The following is a 20,698-nucleotide window of genomic DNA, read 5'->3' on the forward strand; positions in this document are numbered from 1 at the left end:
GGAAGGCAAATCGGCTCGATGAACAGTTGGCAAACACGTCGTCGACGTCATGCACCCGCAGCTTTGGCGCGATCGAGCAGCAAAGCCCGCTCTCGTTCGTTCTGCGTCATTCCGGCCGCCCGCTCGAATTCGGCTCGCGCTTCGTCGCCGCGGCCGAGCTTCGCGAGCAGGTCGCCGCGCACGCTGGGGAGCAGGTGGTAGTTCTTCAGCGACGGCAGATCGACGAGCTGATCCACCAGATCCAGCCCTGCCTGCGGACCGAACGCCATCGACAGTGCGACCGCCCGGTTCAATTCGATGATGGGCGACGGCTCGAGAACAGCGAGCTCTTCGTAGAGGCTCGCGATCCGAACCCAGTCTGTGTCGGCCGCGGTCCGGGCGCGGGCGTGGCAGGCGGCGAGCGCTGCCTGCAGTGTGTACTTCGCGCGGGTCGGGGCGAGCGACTCGGCGCGCTCGAGTGCCGTCAGACCGCGCTGGATCAACAGGTGATCCCATTTGGCGCGGTTCTGTTCGAGCAGCAGCACGGGTTCGCCGGCAGGCGTCGTTCGCGCTGCCGTCCGCGATGCCTGAATCTCCATCAGCGAGACCAGACCGTGCACTTCGGGCTCGTCGGGCATCAGCCCCGCGAGCAGCCTGCCGAGGCGACGTGCTTCGGCGCAGAGTTCGGGCCGCATCCAGTCGTCACCCGCGGTCGCGGAGTAGCCCTCGTTGAATACCAGGTAGATAGCCTCGAGCACGGACGCAAGGCGCGCGGGCAGTTCGTCACGGCCCGGTACCTCGAACGGTACGTCGGCGTCGGCGAGCGCTCGCTTCGCGCGCACGATCCGTTGTGCGACAGTCGCTTCCGACACCAGGAAGGCGCGAGCGATTTCGCCCGTCTTCAGACCGCCGAGCAGCTTCAACGTCAACGCGACGCGAGCCTCGGTGGTCAGGATCGGGTGGCAGGAGATGAACATCAGCCGCAGGAGGTCGTCCTCGATGCGGTCGTCGAGAACGTCGTCGTATTCGCTGGACCCCTGATCGAGCTCTAGGTCGTGCGCAATTTCCTGATGCTTGCGATCGAGGCGTTCCTGTCGACGGAACCGATCGATGGCGCGGCGCTTCGAGATGGCCATCAGCCAGGCGCCGGGATTGCGGGGGACACCTGATTCCGGCCATTGCTCGAGCGCCGCGACAAGCGCGTCCTGCGCAAGTTCTTCGGCGAGCCCGACATCGTGCACCATCCGCGTCAGCCCCGCGATCAGGCGCGCGGATTCGATACGCCAGACCGCGTCGATGCTGGCGTTGACGTCGGCTGTCGTCCGGGGTGCCGTCACAGAAATGCAGGCTACGCCACGGGTCCGACGCTGCTATTCGAAGTCGGAGCGCTCACCGACGGGGCGAACCTCGACCACGATCTCGTCGAATATGTTGTCGAAAATGGCGCCGAACCGATTCGCCCATTCGATCGCCTCGTCTCTCGATCGGACGTCGACGATCATAAATCCGGCGACCACTTCCTTCGCCTCCGCGTACGGTCCGTCGGTGACGGTCCGGTTGCCCTTCGAGTAGGTGATCTTGACGCCGTGATCCGGGTGGCGCAGACCCTCTGCCGCAAGCAGAACACCTGCCTTGTTCATGTCGCCGAGCAGCGCGTCCATCCCTGTCATCAACTCGGCCGGTGGTGGCGTCGCCCTGTCGTAGTAGACCTCGGTGTTGTGCACGATCATGTAGCGCATTGCTGGATTCCTCTCGGATCGGTGGACTGCATTTTCGCGGCCCGTGACTACACGTCGAACGAGCACCGACCAGATCGACGGTTTTTCCGATATTCGTCAGACGGTAACGTCGAAACGTGCAGCAGCTCGGTATGGACGAAGACGGCGACGGTTTGTTCGACGCGCCGAGCGATGCTGCGTCGGGGGAGTCGGAACCGCGACTCGAGCGGCCAAGACCAGGCGCTCCACTGGCGGTACGGATGCGTCCCGCCAACCTCGACGAGGTCGTCGGGCAGGAGCATCTGCTGCGGTCGGGCGCTCCGCTTCGACGTCTCGTCGAGGGGTCGGGCGCGGCATCGGTCCTGCTCTACGGTCCGCCGGGTACTGGAAAGACGACCCTCGCGTCACTGGTATCGCAGAGCACGGGCCGTCGATTCGAAGCGTTGTCCGCTCTGTCCGCCGGCGTCAAGGAGGTCCGCGCGGTCATCGACCTTGCCCGCCGCCGCTTGACAGCAGGCGAACAGACCGTCCTGTTCATCGACGAAGTACATCGCTTTTCGAAGACGCAACAGGACGCGCTGCTCGCGGCCGTCGAGAACCGGATCGTGTTGCTGGTCGGCGCAACCACCGAGAATCCGTCCTTTTCCGTTGTCTCACCGCTGCTGTCGCGGTCTCTCGTCCTGCAGTTGCAACCACTGACCGACGACAACATCACAACATTGCTGAGGCGGGCACTCGCCGATTCTCGCGGCCTCGACGATCGATACACGGTGACCGACGATGCAATGGCGCACCTCGTCGCAATCGCGGGAGGTGACGCGCGTCGAGGTTTGACGGCCCTGGAAGCTGCGGCCGAGGCGGCACCGTCGTCGGAGATTTCTCTCGAACTGGTCGAGGCCAGCGTCGACCGAGCGGCCGTCCGCTACGACCGCGACGGCGACCAGCACTACGACGTCACCAGCGCGTTCATCAAATCGATGCGTGGGTCGGATGTCGATGCGTCGCTGCACTATCTGGCCCGGATGATCACCGCGGGCGAAGATCCCCGCTTCATCGCGCGGAGGCTGGTCATCCTTGCCAGCGAAGACATCGGCATGGCGGATCCGACAGCCTTGTTGACCGCGACTGCAGCGGCGAGCGCGGTGCAGATGATCGGTATGCCGGAAGCCCAGCTTGCGTTGGCGCAGGCGACGATTCATCTTGCGACCGCGCCGAAATCGGGTTCGGTCACCTCTGGTCTCGGCGCTGCGATGGCCGACATCACGGCAGGCAAGGCGGGGTTGGTGCCAGCGCACCTGCGCGACGGTCACTACGCGGGCGCGCAGAAAATGGGCAACGCCATCGGCTATCGGTTCCCACACAAGGACCCCGATGGTGTACTGCCGCAGCAGTATCCGCCGGACGAGTTGGTCGGCGTCGACTACTACACGCCGACCGACCACGGCCTGGAACGCGAGATCGGACGCCGTGTCGAGAAGCTGCGGCGGATCGTGCGGCTTCGCCGCTCGTGAGTCCTTTCGGAGGTCCGGCCCTCCGAAAGGACTCACGAGGCCGTAGGCCCTCCTAGGAATTCGACCAACGCCGGCGTCATCATCTTGGGTTTCACGATGTGCGACTGTTTGGGCACCTCGACGAGTTCGGCACCGGGAATTGCTGCGGCCAAGGCTTTTACAGCCTTCTTCATCGATGCCGGACTCTTCGCCCCGCCGAAGACGGCACACGGCATCGTGATCGACGCCGCCACATCTTCCGGGACACGGGAGCCGCTGCGCTGTATGAAACTGATGTCGTAGGGCAACGTGTGCGCGACCGCGCGGGTGGCATTCCAGCCTTTGCGCATGAACACCTTCATCACGAGCATGAACACCTTCGGCAGACCGATGATGTCGACCAGAAAGTAGGTGACAGCGTCGCCGCGGCGGTCTTCGGCAGCCATCGTCGTCAACTGTTCGACCGCGTCGGCCGGATGCTTGCGATCGGTGTCGTCCACAACCACCAGAGGTGCCTCGAACAGAACGACCTTCGACGGCGTCAGGCCCTGCTGGACCGCGTACATGACGAGCACCGCACCCGAGGAGAACCCGCAGACGAACGGCGATCCGCCCGCGGCTTTCATGACTGCGTCGAGGTCTTCGATCTCGCGATCGTTGGCGTAGGGGAGGGTATCGGTACTCTCGCCGCGCCCGCGCCGATCGTAGGCATAGACCGTGAAGTGCTTGGCCAGCTCCGGAAGCAGGGTGGGAGTGACGCCTGATTCGCGCCAGCACAGCGCGCCATCGACGAGCACCAGCGCGGGTCCGCTGCCTGCGGTTTCGTAGGCGATGGTCGTGCCGTCCTTCGAGGTGACCGTTGGCATTCTCTGGCTCCTTGGGTGGTATCGAACGTGCTCGTTATCGATGCGTCGCACGAGCGCCTACGATTTCGACACATCCCACAGGACTTTTTGGATGTACCGATGCTGCCTGCCTCGAAAGGATCACATGCAAGGCTTTTCGCCGTCGGATGCTTTCCGCCAACCGCTCGCCGACCGACGCGATGGAGCTCTGTTCTTCGAGGCGAAATACCGACTGCGGACCGGTGACGTCGACCAGGACATGCGCTTGCGCCTCGACGGCATGGCTCGGACCCTGCAGGACGTTGCGAACGACAACCTCGAAGCGACCGACTTCGCACACACCGACCCGTTCTGGATCGTGCGCAGGACCGTGATCGACGTGATCGAGCCGATCAGCTGGCCTGGCACAGTCACTGCCCAACGGTGGTGTGGCGCGCTGTCGACCCGATGGACGAACATGCGGGTGCGGATGACGGCCGAGCACGAGACGAACCTGTTCAACCCGACCCAACGTCCTGCGGGTCTCGTGGAAACCGAGGCGTTCTGGATCAACGTGAACCAGCAGGGTCTGCCTGCGCGGATCAGCGACGGTGGCTTCGCGCTGCTCAGTTCGATGAACGACGTGCATCGGTTGAAGTGGAAGTCGATGAATCCGGATCTGCCGTCGGAGGCAGACGCGGACACAGCCGCGCCCGTCGACCGGCAGCATGTCCTGCGCAGCACCGACTTCGATCCGTTCAAGCACATGAACAACGCGGCCTACTGGGCTGCGGTCGAGGACGAACTCGTCGACCATCCCGATCTGACGGCCACGCGACACCGCGCCGTACTCGAGTACCTGCGGCCGATTTCACCGGACACGATCGCGTTGACCGTTCGCCGTCGACGGGAGGGCGACCAGTTGCAGATGTGGTTGCTTGCCAACGGCGTGACCGCGGCGACCGCGACGGTTACCCGGCTGACCTGAACCGGTAACTGCGATGCTCTGAAAAAGACCTGTCCACAACCGGTAACCTGAACTGCTGTGCAGACACATGAGATTCGCCGTCGGTTTCTGAACCATTTCGTCGCGGCCGGGCATACCGAAGTGCCGAGTGCGTCGTTGATTCTCAACGACCCGAACCTCTTGTTCGTCAATGCAGGCATGGTCCAGTTCGTGCCGTACTTTCTCGGTGCTCAGACGCCTCCGTTCGTACGGGCGACGAGCGTGCAGAAATGCGTAAGGACCCTCGACATCGAGAATGTCGGCATCACGACGCGGCACAACACGTTCTTCCAGATGGCCGGCAACTTCTCGTTCGGCGACTACTTCAAACGGGACGCGATCGCGTTCGCGTGGAGTCTGCTGACCAACAGCATCGAGGACGGCGGCTACGGCTTCGACCCCGAACGGCTCTGGGCCACAGCCTATCTCGACGACGACGAGGCGATCTCGCTGTGGAAGGAAATCGCGAGGCTGCCGGACGAGCGCATCCAGAAGCGCGGCATGGCCGACAACTACTGGTCCATGGGAATCCCCGGGCCCTGTGGACCGTGTTCGGAGATCTACTACGACCGCGGTCCGGAATTCGGCGCCGACGGTGGACCAGAGGCCGACGAGGACCGCTACATCGAGATCTGGAATCTCGTGTTCATGCAGAACGAGCGCGGTCAGGGTACTTCCAAGGACAACTTCGAGATCCTCGGTCCGCTGCCGAAGCAGAACATCGATACCGGCATGGGTGTCGAGCGGGTCGCATTCCTGCTGCAGAACGTCGCGAACGTCTACGAGACCGACCTCGTTCGCCCCGTCATCACGAAGGCCGAGGAAGTGACTGGCCGCACCTACGGCGTCGATCACCAGGACGACATTCGCTTCCGCGTGATCGCCGACCACGCACGCACCGCAGCGATGCTGATCGTCGACGGCGTCAACCCCGGCAACGACGGTCGTGGCTACGTGCTGCGGCGATTGCTGCGACGAATCGTGCGCTCCGCCAAGCTACTCGGAGCCGATCAGCCGACCATGGGTGCGTTGATGACGGTCGTCCGCGACGAGATGTCGCCGTCCTACCCGGAACTTGCAACGAACTTCGAGCGCATAGAAAACGTCGCTGTCGGTGAGGAAACGGCGTTCCGCAACACTCTGACGTCGGGCTCGAAGCTTTTCGAGAACGCGGCCGACGCTGTGAAGACCAAGGGCGGCAACGTGATCGGGGGTACCGAGGCATTCGCCCTGCACGACACCTACGGCTTCCCGATCGACCTCACCCTCGAAATGGCGGCGGAGGCAGGGCTTACCGTCGACGAAGACGGCTTCCGGTCCTTGATGGCCGAGCAACGCAAACGCGCAAAAGAAGACGCGCAGTCGCGCAAGCACGCGCATGCCGACCTGTCGGTATACAAGGAACTCGTCGACCGCGGACCCACCGAGTTCACAGGTTTCTCCGAACTCACGACCGAGGCGAACGTGCTCGCGCTGATCTCGGGTGGCGTGCGAGTCCCGACCGCGGTGCAGGGCGAGGACGTCGAGGTTGTGCTCGATCGCAGCCCGCTCTATGCGGAATCCGGTGGCCAGATCGCGGACAAGGGTTCGCTGAGTGCGACCGGACTGCGGGTGCGCGTCAACGATGTGCAGAAGATCGCCAAGAAGCTGTGGGTGCACAAGGTCACGATCGAAGAAGGTCAGCTGACCGAGGGCGACGTCGTCCTTGCCCAGGTGGATCCGCAGTGGCGGCACGGGTCGACCCAGGGCCACTCGGGCACGCACATGGTGCACGCCGCACTGCGGCAGGTGCTCGGCCCCAATGCGGTGCAGGCCGGATCGCTCAACAAGCCCGGCTATCTACGTTTCGACTTCAACTGGCAGGGCGGGTTGTCCGACGCGCAGCGCGACGAGATCGAAACGGTCACCAACGATGCCGTCGGCGCGGACTTCCAGGTGAACACCTTCGTCACCGATCTTCCCAAGGCCAAGGAGATGGGCGCCCTCGCCCTGTTCGGCGAGAACTACGGCGACGAGGTTCGAGTCGTCGAGATCGGCGGACCCTTTTCGATGGAGCTGTGCGGCGGCACTCACGTGCAGCATTCGTCGCAGATCGGTCCGGTCACGATCCTCGGTGAGTCGTCGGTCGGGTCGGGCATTCGTCGTGTCGAAGCGTTCGTCGGCCTCGACTCCTACCGCTACCTCGCGAAGGAGCGTGCTCTGCTTGCGGGCATCGCGTCGTCGTTGAAGGTGCCCTCCGACGAGGTTCCCGCCCGCATCGAGCAACTCGTCGAGCGGCTTCGGGTCGCGGAGAAAGAACTCGACAAGACGAAGGCTGCGGCGGTCCTGGCATCTGCGGGAACCTTCGTCGATGCTGCCGAGCGGATCGGCGCGGTGAAACTCGTTGCCGCAAGTGCGCCCGAGGGCGTGTCGGGCAACGACCTCCGCTCGCTTGCGGTCGACATACGCGGACGGTTCGGCACCGATCCAGCTGTGGTCGTGCTGCTCGGCAACGCCGACGGCAAGGTGCCGTTCGTCGTTGCGGCGAACAAGGCGGCACAAGACCTCGGAATCAAGGCAGGCGATCTGGTCGGCAGCTTCGGTCCGTCGATCGCCGGACGTGGTGGCGGCAAGGCCGACATGGCCCAAGGCGCGGGCTCGGATCCGGCAGGCATCGACGCCGGGCTCGATGCTGTTCGAAACCGTGTCGTCGAGCTTGCCGGAAACAGCTGACGGTGGACAAGGCACCGGACCGTCCAGGCAACGACGACCCGGGACGCGGCCGGCGGATCGGCATCGACGTGGGCAGCGTGCGCGTCGGTGTCGCATCGAGCGACCCCGACGGCATGATCGCGACCCCGGTGGAAACCGTCGCGCGGTCGAAGGACGATTCGCCGAATGCGTCGGATCTGCGTCGAATCGAGGCGATCGTGCGGGAGTATGAGGCAGTCGAAATCGTCGTCGGTTTGCCGCGAACATTGCGGGGTAACCACGGACCTGCAGCGGAGTTGGCAACCAGGTTTGCCGATCGGTTGCGCGAGCGGTTGGTATCAGTGCCGGTTCGCATGGCAGACGAACGGTTGACTACGGTGACTGCAACGCGGGCCCTGCGAGAAAGTGGAGTCCGCGCGAAAGGCCAGCGGCCCATGATCGATCAGGCCGCAGCGGTATCGATCTTGCAGAGTTGGCTCGACGAACGGAGAAGTGCCTTGGCGGCAAAGCGTGCAGCAGGCCAGACCGAATCCGGGGGAGATTTGTGAGCGAAGGCTGGACCCCGGACCCGGCACGCGCTCAGCCGAGTCGGGTGGGTCGCCGCAAGTCGCGAGAGGCTCGAGCTCGGCGTAAGCGTGGCCGTGCTGTTGCATTGCTTGCAGGCAGCGTCGTCGTGATTCTGATCCTGGTGTTGGGGTTCGTCTTCTACAAGAAGGTGATCGACAAGCCGGCCATTGCCGCCGATTACGCAGGTCCCGGTGGCGCCGTCGTCGTCGTCGAGGTCGCCAAGGGCGATACCGCGCGGGAGATCGCCACAGCAATGGCCGACAAGGATGTCGTCGCGAGCTGGGAAGCCTTCTACGAGGCTGCGGTCGCCAACCCGGACATGGGCAGCGTCATGCCCGGCTACTACGCGATGCCGTCGCAGATTCCGGCGGCCGAAGCGGTGACGAAGGTGGTCGATCCCGCGACCCGCGTCGGTGCTCTCGTCATCTCCGAGGGTCGGCAACTGCACGATTCACGTGACGTGAATACCGATGCTGTGAAAGAAGGCATCTACACCAAGATCGCCAAGGCGAGTTGCATCGAGGACAAGTGCGTCACCTACGACCAACTCAACGAAGCCGGCGCGGCGTCCGATCTGGATTCGCTCGGCGTTCCGGAATGGGCGCAGGACAGTGTGCGCAAGGTTCCCGATCGTGATCGCCAACTCGAAGGTCTGTTGGCGGCTGGGAGCCTTGATTTCGACCCGACCGGCACGCCGACTCAGATTCTCAGTGAACTCGTAACCGACAGCGTTGCTGCCTACACCGCGACCGGAATCCTCGAATCGGGGAGCGGAAATCTTTCGCCGTATCAGCTGCTCGTTGCAGCGTCACTCGTCGAGCGTGAGTCCAAGCCCGAGGATTTCGGGAAGGTCGCGCGAGTGATCCTGAATCGCCTCAAGGTGAATCAGCCGTTGCAGTTCGATTCGACCGTCAACTACGCCCTCGACAAAACCGAAGTCGCCACCACAGATGCCGACCGCGAGGCCGTGACACCGTGGAACACCTACGCGATGCCCGGTTTGCCTGCGACGCCCATTTCGTCCCCGAGCATCGCGGCGCTGCAAGCAATGGAGAACCCAACCGAGGGCAACTGGCTGTACTTCGTGACGGTCGACAAAGAAGGAACGACGGTCTTCACAGACAGCTACGAGGAGCACCTGCGCAGCATCGAGCGGGCATTGGAGAGCGGAATCCTGGACAGTGGCCGCTGATCGAGCGACCGGTCCTCGCAAGGCTGCCGTCCTCGGCAGTCCTATCTCGCATTCGCGTTCGCCCGATCTGCACCTTGCCGCCTACCGGGCGCTCGGGCTAGACGACTGGACCTACGAGCGGATCGAGTGCCCCTCGGGGGCACTGCCATTGCTCGTCAGCGGACTTGGCAACGAATACGTCGGGTTGTCCGTCACGATGCCCGGCAAGGTCGAGGCCCTCGAGTTCGCAACCGAACGCACCGAACGGGCGGTACTGGTCGGATCGGCGAATACGTTGGTCCGGGTCGACAACGGCTGGCGTGCGGACTGCACCGACGTCGACGGCGTCCGTGGCGCACTGCTCGACGGTGGTGTGACCGACCTGACCGGCGCCGAAGCTGTTGTCGTCGGTGCAGGTGGGACAGCGCGGCCCGCCCTGCTGGCATTGGCCGAACTCGGTGTGACAAGGGTGACGATCGTGGCCCGTGACGCCGGTCGGGCCCAAAGCGCGCTCGAGTTGGCGGGTGCGCTCAAAATGTCGGCTCGTGTCATCGACTTCACCGCCGAACTCGTCGCCGCCGCGTGTGCGCAGAGCCGAGCTGTGGTCAGTACCGTTCCACCCGCGGCGGTCGAGCCGATCGCCGGTGCGGTCGCGCAGGCACCCGTTGTCCTCGACGCGATCTACAACCCCTGGCCGACACCGCTTGCACAAGCTGTCCTCGACGCCGGCGGGACCGTTGTGAGCGGACTACAGATGCTCCTCAACCAGGCTTACCGCCAGGTCGAGCAATTCACCGGAATGCCGGCACCGCACGCGGCGATGGCCGAGGCCGTGCGCACGCACTGACCTGCTGATTCCAGAACAGGCTGTGGACAACTTCGCGTCCATCCACAGGCTGCGAAATTCGTCGCGTGCAGGTCGGTTCCGGTCGGGCAGGCTGGATCGGTGCCCGAGTGGATCCCTTTCGTTGTCTTCACCGCGTGGTGTGCCGCCCTGTCCGTCATCGACGCCACAACGCTGCGCCTGCCGAACGCATCGACCCTGCTCGGAGCAGTAGCCGTCCTCGGTTACGGCGTCGCGACCGGACGTGGCTCGGTCGCCGTGATCGGCGGTCTGCTGCTCGCATTGCTGTACCTGACGGTCCATCTTCTCGCGCCGAGCGCGATGGGTGCGGGCGACGTGAAACTAGCGATCGGCGTCGGCGCAGCGGCGGCGCTCGGCGGTGGCGAAGCCTGGGTGCTGGCGGCGTTGCTCGCACCGCTCGGAACCGCGGTCGCCGGGCTCGTGCTGATCGTTCGGCGCCGCCGAAGTGGCCGGACCGTCGTTCCACACGGGCCCTTCATGTGCGCCGCAACCGTGTTCGCGCTCGTCGCCGGGTAGCTTTTCGCCAACTTTCCCGTCTGCCGAACTTTCCGTGCGCGACATCCGTTCCGGCTCTTCGGGTGTGTGGGCACAGGCCACGTCGTTCGACAGTCCGTCGGACATGGAAGGATGGACACCGTGTTGCGCTGGATAACCGCAGGAGAATCGCACGGTCCCGCCCTCGTCGCTCTGCTCGACGGGATGGTTGCAGGGGTCGAGGTGACGACTGACGATATCGCCGGAGAGCTTGCCCGCCGCCGCCTCGGCTACGGCCGCGGCGCGAGGATGAAGTTCGAGGCAGACAAGGTCACCATCATCGGTGGTGTTCGCCATGGCAAGACGATGGGCGGTCCGATCGCCATCGAGGTCGCCAATACCGAATGGCCGAAGTGGCAGACGGTTATGTCGTCGGATCCCGTGGACGAAGCCGAACTCGCGGACCTGGCGCGTAACGCACCGTTGACGCGACCCCGGCCGGGCCATGCGGACTATTCCGGAATGTTGAAGTACGGCTTCGACGACGCTCGCAATGTGCTCGAACGGGCGAGTGCTCGTGAGACGGCCGCTCGTGTCGCCGTCGGCACGGTCGCAAGGGCGTTCCTCCGTCAGGCATTCGGCGTCGAGGTGATCTCGCACGTGGTGTCCATCGGGTCCGCAGCGTCGACGGACGGACTCGTCCCGACCGCGACCGACCTCGCCGCGATCGACGAAAGCCCGGTCCGCGCATTCAGCAAGGAAGCAGAAGCCGCGATGATCGCCGAGATCGAGGCGGCGAAGAAGGACGGCGACACGCTCGGCGGTGTCGTCGAAGTGGTTGTCGAAGGTCTGCCTGTCGGTCTCGGTTCGTTCACCAGCGGCGAGAACCGCCTCGATTCCCGGCTGGCCGGCGCGCTGATGGGAATCCAGGCGATCAAGGGTGTCGAGGTCGGCGACGGTTTCGAGACCGCACGTCGTCGAGGGAGTCAGGCCCACGACGAGATGCGCCCCGGACCGGACGGTGTGCTGCGCTCGACCAACCGGGCAGGTGGTCTCGAAGGTGGCATGACCAACGGCGAAGCGCTGCGGGTCCGCGCCGCGATGAAGCCGATTTCGACTGTGCCGCGGGCGCTTGCGACCGTCGACATGAGCACGGGTGAAGAGGCTGTCGCCATCCATCAGCGCTCGGATGTGTGTGCGGTACCCGCTGCCGGAGTTGTTGCGGAAACCATGGTGGCACTGGTGGTTGCGCAGGCGGCACTCGAGAAGTTCGGGGGCGACTCGCTAGGTGAGACGGTCGCGAACATCACCGGGTACATCAAGGGCACATCGGCCCGCGTACCGCGGTGATACCTCAGAGCCGACGTGCTCGCGCCGTAGCGGCGACGCCGCGCGCCGTGCTGGTCGGACCGCCGGGAGCAGGCAAGTCGACGATCGGTCGTCGGTTGGCCAACGCGCTCGGCGTCGAGTTGTTCGACACCGACGCCGCCATCGAGCGCGACGAGGGCCGCACCATCTCGGAGATCTTCGCGACCGACGGCGAACCCGAGTTCCGCAAGATCGAAGAACGTGTTGTGAAGCAGGCTGTTGCCGAGCAGCAGGGCATCGTGTCGCTCGGCGGTGGTGCGATCCTGTCGAGGTCGACGCGGCAGGCACTCAAAGGTCGGCAGGTTGTCTATCTCGAGATCAGTGTGGCGGAAGGGTTGCGCCGCACGGGTTCCAACAAGTCGCGGCCGTTGCTTGCGGGGGCCGATCCGGCCGCGAAGTATCGAGAACTGATGCGTCGACGCCGACCGCTCTACCGTGAGGTCGCGACGATCAGAGTACGGACCGACGGCCGCAGCCCTGGCCGTGTCGTCAAGCAGATCCTCGCCAAACTCGGTGTGGCAGAACCAGATACCGAACGCCCAACAGAATCGGAGCCAACAACGTGACCGAGCCGGTACGAGTCGAAGTCCGCACAGCGCGGCCCTACCCGGTGATCATCGGGCGTGGTCTGCTCGGCGACCTTGTTGCCGAGCTGTCGGGAACGCGAACGGTCGCCATCTTCCATCAGCCACCGCTCGCGGAGACCGCGGAAGCGGTGCGTGCGGCGTTGAGCGAGAAGGGAATCGACGCGCACCGCATCGAGATTCCCGATGCCGAGGACGGTAAGGATCTCGCTGTCGCCGGGTTCTGCTGGGAGGTCCTCGGCCGTATCGGCCTGACTCGCAGCGACGCGATCGTCAGTCTCGGCGGGGGAGCGGCAACCGATCTCGCGGGCTTCGTCGCGGCGACCTGGATGCGCGGGGTGAAGATCGTGCATGTCCCGACGACGCTGCTCGCGATGGTCGATGCCGCGGTCGGTGGCAAGACCGGTATCAACACCGAAGCAGGCAAAAACCTCGTCGGTGCGATCCACGAGCCCGCTGCCGTACTGATCGACCTCGCGACCCTGGAAACGGTGCCGCGCAACGAGATCATCGCCGGTATGGCAGAGATCATCAAAGCCGGTTTCATCGCCGATCCGGTGATCCTCGAACTGATCGAACGCGACCCCGAGGCTGCGTTAGATCCGACCGGCGAGGTCCTTCCCGAACTGATTCGCAGGTCCGTCGAAGTCAAGGCGAAGGTGGTCGCCGCCGACCTGCACGAGTCGAATCTCCGCGAGATCCTCAATTACGGTCACACCCTCGGCCACGCCATCGAGCGACGCGAGCGGTACAAGTGGCGTCACGGTGCGGCGGTGTCGGTCGGTCTGGTGTTCGCTGCCGAACTCGGTCGCCTTGCCGGTCGCCTCGACGACGCGACCGCCGATCGGCATCGTGCGGTTCTGGAGAGCGTCGGGCTGCCGACCACGTACGACGCCGATGCCCTCGGACAGTTGCTCGAAGGTATGCAGACCGACAAGAAGAGCAGGGCGGGCATTCTGCGGTTCGTCGTGCTCGACGGGCTGGCGAAGCCGGGCAGACTCGAAGGTCCGGATCCCTCGCTCCTTGCTGCGGCATATTCGGCCGTTGCCCGCGATGCGAAACCAGGCGGTGCGGTCCTGCTGTAGCGGGAAAAGTCAGGTCGCACCGGTGTGGCGGTCGGCGATGGCACGGAAGGCCTGCTTGGGCCGGTAGGTGCCGTCTTCGAGTGCAGCCATAACTGCGAAGCCGGCTTTGTCCAGATCGAAGGCCGGATCGGCGCGGTGCACGAAATCGGGCATCGTGAAGGTGAAGACGAAGTAGCCGTGTATGCCCTCGGCGTTGTAGAGGTCGATCAACTCGGTGAGGTAGCGGGCTTGCACCGACTCGTCGCGTGGGTGGTCGCCGCGGATGCGCGGCGGTTTGGCGAACCAGTCGACGATCTGGAAGGAACCCGCGCCACGCTGGTCGGCGGCAGTGAAAGCGCCGCAGCCGAACTCGGAGACGATCATGGGCTTGCCGTGGTCGTGTGCCAGGGCATGCAACCGGTCCCCGTAGGTGGCGTGGTTGCGGGCGGCGCGGTAGAGACTGACGGCGACAAGGTCGAAAACGGACCAGTCCGGATTTTCCCAGGCGGCGGCCGAGTAGGTGATCGGGCCGTGAAAGCGGGGCCTCGCGACGGCGATCGTCCGGGTCAGGAGCTTGTGCAGGCGTCGGTCGATCCTGCGACGCAGCACTCTGCGGTACCGAATGATCAGCCACAGCCGCGCGAACGATTTCGGTCCGGGGACGACGCCGGGCACGGTGTGGGAGAACTCGCTGCCGACCAGGAGCGTGACGCGATCGGGATGGTCGCGACGCAGTGTCTCCGCGGCTTCGGCGAGCTCGGCCAGGTTCGCCAGCATCCACGACTGCGTCCGATCGGTGGCGTCGGGCCGGAGGTAGACGTCCAAGCCGATATCGAGGGCGCAGCGAGCGGCCATGATCAGCTGCGTTGTGTCACGGCACATAAGCATCACCGAATTGCACTGCAGGCCTTCGGCAATGATCGTCAGGTCGCGTTGGATGTCCTCGAGCGCCATCTCGTCGACGAGGTACGAGATGCCGCGGACGTTCACCATACGAGGCTTTCGGTTGACACACCCCGATCCTCGAGAAGAGTGCAGATGCTGTCAAGGTCGAGACGTTCGTCGGTCGAGGCCGAACGAGCACGGCGAATAGAAATGTCGGTACCTCGCACTAAACTTCGCGCACGGCGTCAGGTCGATGCGGGTGGGTTCGAGTTCGGGGGTGTCCTATGTTCATGACCAATTTGACGGTGTCCCATGTCTTGGGCAAGACGTGGAAGCTCAACGCGCCGTTGGTATACAAGGGCAAACGCGACTACTACGTCATCAAGGCAGGGTTCGAGACCGACTTCGCATCGATCCCGAAGCCGATCGCGTGGTTGCTCGACAGTTCGGGCGGCAACTCCGAGGCTGCGGTCCTGCATGATGCTGTCTGGCGAGAGTCGCAAGAGCCGAAGGATATTCGCCGGATCGATCCCTGGAACGCCGACGGTCTGTTCAGACGCGCGCTGCGGGAGACGGGTATGCCTGCGCTCACCAGGGGGCTCATGTGGTGGGGTGTTCGCACCAACGCCGTCGTGCACGGTCGCTTCGGGATCGACGGTCCGTCGTTGCCGATCAAGCTGCTGCAACTCGTCGGTGGTTTTCTGCTCGGTGTGATCACGGTGCTGCCGGTGACGATCGTCGCCGCGATCGGTCTCGTCGCCTACTGGGTGTTCAACTGGATCGCTGCAGCGGTCTGGACGATCTTCGAGCGCTCGCACGGTATGCCGACCAACTGGCCGTGGCTGCCGTTCAGACCGAAGAAAGTCGCAGCGCTGACCTTCGCCGCGACTGCTGCGCCGACCATGTCTTTGGTGGTAGTCCCGATCTGGCAGAGCGCGGAGGTCAAGACGGCGGAGGCTGTCGCATTGGAGAACCTGTTGCTCGCACGCGGTGACACGCCGATCACCAACGCCGAAGTGGATGCGCTGTCCGACCGAACTCAGGCCGAGACGCCGTTGGCAGTGCAGAAGGCGTGGGAGCTGCCTTAAACCGATGCGGTGGTGCGCTCCGATTCGTGGCTTTCGTGTCGCCGTGCCAGGAAGTGGCTGATTCCGATGCCGATCATTGCGGGGATGAAAATCAGCAACAGGGTCCACGCCGCGCCCGAGGTGAGCTCGAAGATGAGCCCTTCGCCGCCGGTGTCGATCTTCGGGAAATGACCGATCACCCAGCACGCGATCCCTGCAGCGACCGCGCCGAGCGCACTCGCGCAGAGCCAACCGATGGTCAGGTCCGCGCCGCCTCTGCCGCTCGGGAAATCGCGTCGATCGGCCTTGGCGTCGGCGTATCCCCACACGCCTGCGATAACGACGACGACGGCGAACAGAGCGAAGCGAGCGATGGAACCGTGCAACGGCCATTGCGCGATCGCGAATCCGAGTACGACCCTGATAACCACGTGCACCAGCGCAAGACCCAGACCACGCAACAACCAAGAATTCATAAATAGAGGTAACCACAGCCGTGGGCTGCCCGCCTGTAGGTTTGTGAAATGTCCGCTGATCACGGTGCTCGACGCGAAGCGTTGCGATGCCTTCTTGTTGGTAACAACGTCGATGCGTTATTGGTCACCGATCTCGTCAACATCCGCTATCTCACCGGGTTCACCGGGTCGAATGCTGCGTTGCTGATTCATACAGGCGATTCACGCACGTCCGAGGATCGCACCGTCATCTGCACCGACGGTCGCTACCTGGCCCAGGTCGCCGCGCAGGTGCCGGACCTTCGCGCGGAGATAGCCCGCGCCAGCGCGCGCCGTTTGGTGGAGCTTGCGCTCGAAACGGACGTCGGGCGGATCGGGTTCGAGAGTCACATCGCGACGGTCGACCAACTCCGCGGGTGGACCGAGCTGAGCACGGCACTCGATTTGGTGCGGACCCCAGGGCTGGTCGAAGAACTGCGCCGAGTCAAGGACGAGCACGAGGTCTCTTTGCTCCGCGCGGCCTGCACTGCAGCGGACAGGGCGCTTGCGGCGTTGCTGGAAGCCGGCGGCCTCGCGCCTGGGCGAACGGAACGTCAAGTCGGCAGGCAGCTGGAATTTCTGATGTTCGAACACGGCGCCGAAGGCGTGTCGTTCGAAACGATCGTCGCGGCCGGTGCCCATTCGGCGATCCCACATCACCGTCCTACCGATGCGCTGTTGGCGCGCGGCGACTTCGTGAAGATCGACTTCGGCGCAATTGTCGGGGGATACCACTCGGACATGACGAGGACCTATGTTCTCGACGCGCCGGCGGCCTGGCAGATCGACGTCTACGACCTGGTTGCGCGTGCGCAGGCAGCGGGTCGAGCTGCACTGCTTCCCGGCGCGGATGTCGTCGATGTGGACGCTGCGGCACGCACGGTCATCGAGGACGCAGGTCACGGTGAGCTGTTTCTCCACGGACTCGGCCACGGTGTCGGGCTGCAGATCCACGAAGCGCCGGGAATCGGCAAGCTCGGCACGGGTACACTTCTTACCGGCGAGGCAGTGACCGTCGAACCTGGTGTGTACTTCTCCGGCCGCGGAGGCGTCCGAATCGAGGACACTCTTGTGGTGCGCGACGAGGGCCCGGAACTGCTCACCCTCACCAGCAAAGACCTGACCGTCGTATAGGGGCGGGTACGAACAACATCACGATGAACGCGTCGAGACAGACGCATTGAGGAGACGCGAAGCAAGTGGCTTCAACCAGCGATTTCAAGAACGGCCTTGTCCTGAACATCGAGGGACAGCTCTGGAACATCATCGAGTTCCAGCACGTCAAGCCAGGCAAGGGTCCCGCGTTCGTGCGGACGAAGCTCAAGAACGTGCTCTCCGGCAAGGTCGTCGACAAGACGTTCAACGCGGGTGTCAAGGTCGAGGTCGCAACTGTCGACCGCCGCGACATGACGTACCTCTACCACGACGGCAGCGACTACGTGTTCATGGACGGCGACACCTACGATCAGCACTCCATCAGCGAGGCGACGATCGGTGACAGCGCACGCTTCCTGCTCGAAAACATGACCGCACAGGTCGCGATTCACGACGGCGCGCCGCTGTACGTCGAGCTCCCGGTCACGGTCGAGCTCGAGGTCAAGCACACCGATCCCGGTCTGCAGGGCGACCGCTCGACCGGTGGAACCAAGCCCGCCACGCTGGAGACAGGCGCCGAGGTGCAGGTTCCGCTGTTCATCAACACCGGCGACAAGCTCAAGATCGACTCGCGCGACGGTAATTACCTCGGCCGCGTGAACAGCTGACCGGTCGAGTGACGGGACAGGAAGTAGTCGTGGCGTCGTCCAGTTCGAACTCCCAGGATCCGGTGGGCCCTTCGGACAAGCCAGCGCCGAAGAAGCTCGGCGCCCGGCACAAGGCTCGGCGTCGCGCTGTCGACCTGCTCTTCGAGGCAGAGGCACGTGACGTCGATCCTGTCGACATGGCCGACGAGCGGGTTCGACTCGCAATCAGCGACGACGCTGTTGCGCCGGTGAACCCCTACGCGGTGACCGTCGTGCGCGGCGTCGCAGAGAATCTCGATCGCATCGACGGGACCATTGCGTCGTATCTGCAGGACTGGACGCTGGACCGCTTGCCCGCGGTCGACCGCGCAATCCTGCGGATCGCCGTGTGGGAACTGTTCCACGCCGACGACGTGCCGCCCGTGGTCGCCGTCGACGAGGCCGTGGAGTTGGCGAAGGAATTGTCGACCGACGATTCGCCATCGTTCATCAACGGAGTTCTCGGACAGGTTGTGCTCGTAGCACCTCAGGTGCGCGCAGCGGCGGCAGCCACTCTGGCCGATCGGCCGGAGGCCTGAGCGGTCAGCTCGGGGCCGGCTCGAACACCGAGACCGTGCCGTCGTACTCGTTGCCCGCGTAGAGCACGTGCGTTATCGGATCGACCGCCATACCTGACGGTCCGTCGGCTGCGGTGATCGTGTTCACCACGGACCGCGATGTCGTGTCGATGACCGAGATCGTGTTGTCCTCGATGTTGCTGACATAGACGACCGCGAGGTCGGAATCTGCGACGACGCCAACCGGAAAGGCGCCGACGGCAACGGTCGCGACAACCGTGTCGGAGCTGGTGTCGAGCACGGAGACCACGTTCGCGTCTTCGTGGGTGACGTACGCGGTCTGTGACGCCGGATCGATCCCGATTCGAGCGGGTTTGTCGGTGACCGGAATCGTCGCACGCACCGCGCGTGTGGACGAGTCGATGACCGAGACGGTGTTGTCGCGCGAATTCGCTACATAGACGGTCTGACTCGACGGATCGCTCGTCACGCCCCACGGGAACGCGCCGACCGTGATGGTGTCGACGACCTCACGGGTCGAGGTATCGACCACGATGACGGTGCCGTCGTCCGGGTTCGAGGCGAACAGCGAGGAAGTACCAGGGTCGACGGCGATACGCGCGATTGCCTTGCCGATGTCGACCGTCGCAGTGACGGAGTCGGTCGAGGCATCGATGACCGACAGGGTGCCGTCGCCGATGTTTGCGACATACAGCGTCTGCGTATCCGAATCGACTGCAAGACCGACCGGTGTCTTTCCGACGTCGATCGAGGTGGTGACCGCACCGGAGTCGACGTCGATGACGGTGATGGACGAATCGTCGGCGTTGGCGGCGTACAACTTGCGCAAATTGGCCTCGATGACGACGGCGACGGGTGTGGTCCCCACCGGAATCGTCGTGGCTATCGAGGCGGCGGGACCGTTGGCGATGGCGGCGCCTGAATCGGCGGTGTCTCCAGGTGTGCTGCTTGCGGTCGAGTCCTTTGCTTTATCGTCGGAGGCGGCAAGTTGCCAAACCGCGAAAGCGCCTGCGAGGGCAAGTATCCCGACGATCGCGGCGACGAGAATCCAGCGCCGTGACTTCGGCGCTGGTGCCGGTGACCGCGAGGGAACCGGTGGCCGTGACAGCGGCGGCACGGGCGGAGGCCCGACCCTCGTCGGCGGCGGTGCTTGCCGACTCGTCTCACGCCGCGTCGGTTGCGGCTGATTCTGTGGCGGCTGATTCTGTCGAGTTGCGTTTGCCCTCGTCTCGCTGAAGTCGATCGTCGGTTCTTCGGCGGGAGGTGGCGGGGGAGTCGGCAGTCTCGGACCGGGAACCGCGCGAAGTGCCTGATAGGCGGCGGCGGCGAGTTCCCCCGCGGTGTCGTAGCGGTCGTTGGGGTTCTTCGCCATCCCGCGTGCGACAACTTCGTCGAATGCGGTCGGGACGCTCGACCGAAGGGCACTCGGCTTCGGCGGTGGTTTGTTCAGATGTCCCGCGACCTGCTGCTCGAGGCTCTTTCCCGGATACGGACGCGACGCGGTGAGGCATTCGTGCAGGACGCAGGCGAGCGCGTACACGTCGGACCGAGCATCGGCCTGCCCGGTGGTGAAGCGCTCGGGAGCCATGTAGGTCATGGTTCCGATGGCGATTCCGGTGCTGGTCAGGTTGGTGTCCCCGGCCGAGCGGGCGATACCGAAGTCGATGAGATAGACGAAGTTCTTCGGCGTGACGAGCATGTTCGACGGTTTGACGTCGCGATGGACCAGGCCTTCGGCATGCGCGGCGTCCAATGCGGACCCGACCTGATCGATGACCGACACCGCGAACCGAGGTGGCATCGGCCCGCTCGCCCGCAGCATGGCTCCGACATCCGTGCCCTCGATGAGGCGCATATCCAGAAAGAGGCGACCGTCGATCTCGCCGAAGTCGTGAATCGGCACGACGTGTGGGTCACGGAGACCTGCGGCGGCATGTGCCTCGCGCCGAAACCGTTCGCGAAACTCTTTGTCGGCGGCCATCTGCTGCGGCAGGACCTTCAATGCGACGATTCGGTCGGTCACGGTGTCGTAGGCCTCGTACACCTGGCCCATACCGCCTTCGCCGATCAACTCCCGAAGGCGATATCGACCGAACGGCGTCTCGTCCACCGAATCTCCCTTGCCCCTGGG

Annotated in this window: 20 protein-coding genes; 14 read left to right on the plus strand and 6 right to left on the minus strand. The window is 64.4% G+C overall.

What is annotated here, in order from left to right; all coding sequences use genetic code 11:
• Nucleotides 1–47: 47 nt before the first annotated feature.
• A complete protein-coding gene (locus JGU71_RS00720) occupies nt 48–1,316 on the minus strand; it encodes an RNA polymerase sigma factor (RefSeq protein ID WP_307829430.1) in 1,269 nt (422 codons plus the stop codon).
• Nucleotides 1,317–1,349: 33 nt separating this feature from the next.
• Nucleotides 1,350–1,718, minus strand: a complete 369-nt coding sequence (locus JGU71_RS00725) for a YciI family protein (RefSeq protein ID WP_199701038.1) — start codon at nt 1,716–1,718, stop codon at nt 1,350–1,352.
• A gap of 131 nt (nt 1,719–1,849) precedes the next feature.
• Between JGU71_RS00725 and JGU71_RS00730 the strand changes: the two genes are divergently transcribed.
• Entirely contained in the window at nt 1,850–3,208 is a 1,359-nt protein-coding gene (locus tag JGU71_RS00730) for a replication-associated recombination protein A (RefSeq protein ID WP_199702705.1), read from the plus strand.
• A gap of 32 nt (nt 3,209–3,240) precedes the next feature.
• Here JGU71_RS00730 and JGU71_RS00735 read toward each other — a convergent pair whose 3' ends face one another.
• A complete protein-coding gene (locus JGU71_RS00735) occupies nt 3,241–4,053 on the minus strand; it encodes an alpha/beta fold hydrolase (protein ID WP_199701039.1) in 813 nt (270 codons plus the stop codon).
• Nucleotides 4,054–4,177: 124 nt separating this feature from the next.
• On the opposite strand from JGU71_RS00735, the gene JGU71_RS00740 reads away from it, so the two are divergent.
• The 9 genes from JGU71_RS00740 to aroB all read left to right on the plus strand — a co-directional run bounded on the left by JGU71_RS00740 (nt 4,178) and on the right by aroB (nt 13,822).
• Nucleotides 4,178–4,999: an acyl-[acyl-carrier-protein] thioesterase gene (locus tag JGU71_RS00740; RefSeq protein WP_199701040.1), complete on the plus strand. Its 822-nt coding sequence runs from the start codon at nt 4,178–4,180 to the stop codon at nt 4,997–4,999.
• Between the two features lie 57 nt (nt 5,000–5,056).
• Nucleotides 5,057–7,729 carry an alanine--tRNA ligase gene (gene alaS, locus JGU71_RS00745; RefSeq protein ID WP_199701041.1) on the plus strand — a complete coding sequence of 891 codons (2,673 nt, stop codon included), beginning with the start codon at nt 5,057–5,059 and terminating at the stop codon, nt 7,727–7,729.
• Complete coding sequence (ruvX, locus tag JGU71_RS00750; protein WP_199702707.1) at nt 7,726–8,256, plus strand: Holliday junction resolvase RuvX; 531 nt, start codon at nt 7,726–7,728, stop codon at nt 8,254–8,256. The genes alaS and ruvX overlap by 4 nt, the downstream gene beginning before the upstream one ends.
• On the plus strand, nt 8,253–9,467 hold the full coding sequence (gene mltG / locus JGU71_RS00755; protein WP_307829432.1) for an endolytic transglycosylase MltG: 1,215 nt from the start codon (nt 8,253–8,255) through the stop codon (nt 9,465–9,467). The genes ruvX and mltG overlap by 4 nt, the downstream gene beginning before the upstream one ends.
• Complete coding sequence (locus tag JGU71_RS00760; RefSeq protein WP_199701042.1) at nt 9,457–10,293, plus strand: shikimate dehydrogenase; 837 nt, start codon at nt 9,457–9,459, stop codon at nt 10,291–10,293. The genes mltG and JGU71_RS00760 overlap by 11 nt, the downstream gene beginning before the upstream one ends.
• 99 nt (nt 10,294–10,392) lie before the next feature.
• Nucleotides 10,393–10,827 carry a prepilin peptidase gene (locus tag JGU71_RS00765; protein ID WP_307829433.1) on the plus strand — a complete coding sequence of 145 codons (435 nt, stop codon included), beginning with the start codon at nt 10,393–10,395 and terminating at the stop codon, nt 10,825–10,827.
• Between the two features lie 120 nt (nt 10,828–10,947).
• Nucleotides 10,948–12,135, plus strand: a complete 1,188-nt coding sequence (aroC, locus tag JGU71_RS00770) for a chorismate synthase (protein ID WP_307829434.1) — start codon at nt 10,948–10,950, stop codon at nt 12,133–12,135.
• Nucleotides 12,135–12,719: a shikimate kinase gene (locus JGU71_RS00775; protein WP_199702713.1), complete on the plus strand. Its 585-nt coding sequence runs from the start codon at nt 12,135–12,137 to the stop codon at nt 12,717–12,719. Before aroC ends, JGU71_RS00775 begins: the two co-directional genes overlap by 1 nt.
• Nucleotides 12,716–13,822, plus strand: coding sequence for a 3-dehydroquinate synthase (gene aroB, locus JGU71_RS00780; RefSeq protein WP_199701047.1), 1,107 nt, complete (start codon nt 12,716–12,718; stop codon nt 13,820–13,822). Before JGU71_RS00775 ends, aroB begins: the two co-directional genes overlap by 4 nt.
• Nucleotides 13,823–13,831: 9 nt before the next feature.
• Here aroB and JGU71_RS00785 read toward each other — a convergent pair whose 3' ends face one another.
• The gene (locus JGU71_RS00785) at nt 13,832–14,794 is read right to left on the minus strand and encodes a glycoside hydrolase family 113 protein (RefSeq protein WP_199701048.1); all 963 of its coding nucleotides are present in this window, start codon (nt 14,792–14,794) and stop codon (nt 13,832–13,834) included.
• Between the two features lie 182 nt (nt 14,795–14,976).
• Between JGU71_RS00785 and JGU71_RS00790 the strand changes: the two genes are divergently transcribed.
• Nucleotides 14,977–15,774: a DUF1353 domain-containing protein gene (locus JGU71_RS00790; protein ID WP_199701049.1), complete on the plus strand. Its 798-nt coding sequence runs from the start codon at nt 14,977–14,979 to the stop codon at nt 15,772–15,774.
• Here JGU71_RS00790 and JGU71_RS00795 read toward each other — a convergent pair.
• Nucleotides 15,771–16,229 carry a B-4DMT family transporter gene (locus JGU71_RS00795; RefSeq protein ID WP_199701051.1) on the minus strand — a complete coding sequence of 153 codons (459 nt, stop codon included), beginning with the start codon at nt 16,227–16,229 and terminating at the stop codon, nt 15,771–15,773. The two genes, JGU71_RS00790 and JGU71_RS00795, sit on opposite strands and share 4 nt — an antisense overlap.
• 48 nt (nt 16,230–16,277) lie before the next feature.
• Here JGU71_RS00795 and JGU71_RS00800 point away from each other — a divergent pair, with 48 nt between their 5' ends.
• The 3 genes from JGU71_RS00800 to nusB all read left to right on the plus strand — a co-directional run bounded on the left by JGU71_RS00800 (nt 16,278) and on the right by nusB (nt 18,567).
• A complete protein-coding gene (locus JGU71_RS00800; RefSeq protein WP_199701053.1) occupies nt 16,278–17,381 on the plus strand; it encodes a M24 family metallopeptidase in 1,104 nt (367 codons plus the stop codon).
• A gap of 65 nt (nt 17,382–17,446) precedes the next feature.
• Entirely contained in the window at nt 17,447–18,010 is a 564-nt protein-coding gene (gene efp, locus JGU71_RS00805; protein ID WP_199701055.1) for an elongation factor P, read from the plus strand.
• 62 nt (nt 18,011–18,072) lie between these two features.
• A complete protein-coding gene (nusB, locus tag JGU71_RS00810; protein WP_199702715.1) occupies nt 18,073–18,567 on the plus strand; it encodes a transcription antitermination factor NusB in 495 nt (164 codons plus the stop codon).
• A gap of 4 nt (nt 18,568–18,571) precedes the next feature.
• Here the strand turns inward: nusB and JGU71_RS00815 are convergent, their stop codons facing one another.
• On the minus strand, nt 18,572–20,677 hold the full coding sequence (locus JGU71_RS00815; RefSeq protein ID WP_199701063.1) for a serine/threonine-protein kinase: 2,106 nt from the start codon (nt 20,675–20,677) through the stop codon (nt 18,572–18,574).
• Nucleotides 20,678–20,698 lie beyond the last annotated feature (21 nt).

It is taken from the genome of Antrihabitans stalagmiti (assembly GCF_016482825.1).
Classification (GTDB): domain Bacteria; phylum Actinomycetota; class Actinomycetes; order Mycobacteriales; family Mycobacteriaceae; genus Antrihabitans; species Antrihabitans stalagmiti.

Excerpts from the sequence above, each read along its gene's own strand:
- JGU71_RS00740 (WP_199701040.1), top strand. The coding sequence starts at position 4,178 with ATGCAAGGCTTTTCGCCGTCGGATGCTTTCCGCCAACCGCTCGCCGAC.
- JGU71_RS00790 (WP_199701049.1), top strand. The coding sequence starts at position 14,977 with ATGACCAATTTGACGGTGTCCCATGTCTTGGGCAAGACGTGGAAGCTC.
- JGU71_RS00800 (WP_199701053.1), top strand. The coding sequence starts at position 16,278 with ATGTCCGCTGATCACGGTGCTCGACGCGAAGCGTTGCGATGCCTTCTT.
- JGU71_RS00795 (WP_199701051.1), bottom strand. The coding sequence starts at position 16,229 with ATGAATTCTTGGTTGTTGCGTGGTCTGGGTCTTGCGCTGGTGCACGTG.
- JGU71_RS00785 (WP_199701048.1), bottom strand. The coding sequence starts at position 14,794 with ATGGTGAACGTCCGCGGCATCTCGTACCTCGTCGACGAGATGGCGCTC.
- JGU71_RS00735 (WP_199701039.1), bottom strand. The coding sequence starts at position 4,053 with ATGCCAACGGTCACCTCGAAGGACGGCACGACCATCGCCTACGAAACC.
- JGU71_RS00725 (WP_199701038.1), bottom strand. The coding sequence starts at position 1,718 with ATGCGCTACATGATCGTGCACAACACCGAGGTCTACTACGACAGGGCG.
- JGU71_RS00730 (WP_199702705.1), top strand. The coding sequence starts at position 1,850 with ATGGACGAAGACGGCGACGGTTTGTTCGACGCGCCGAGCGATGCTGCG.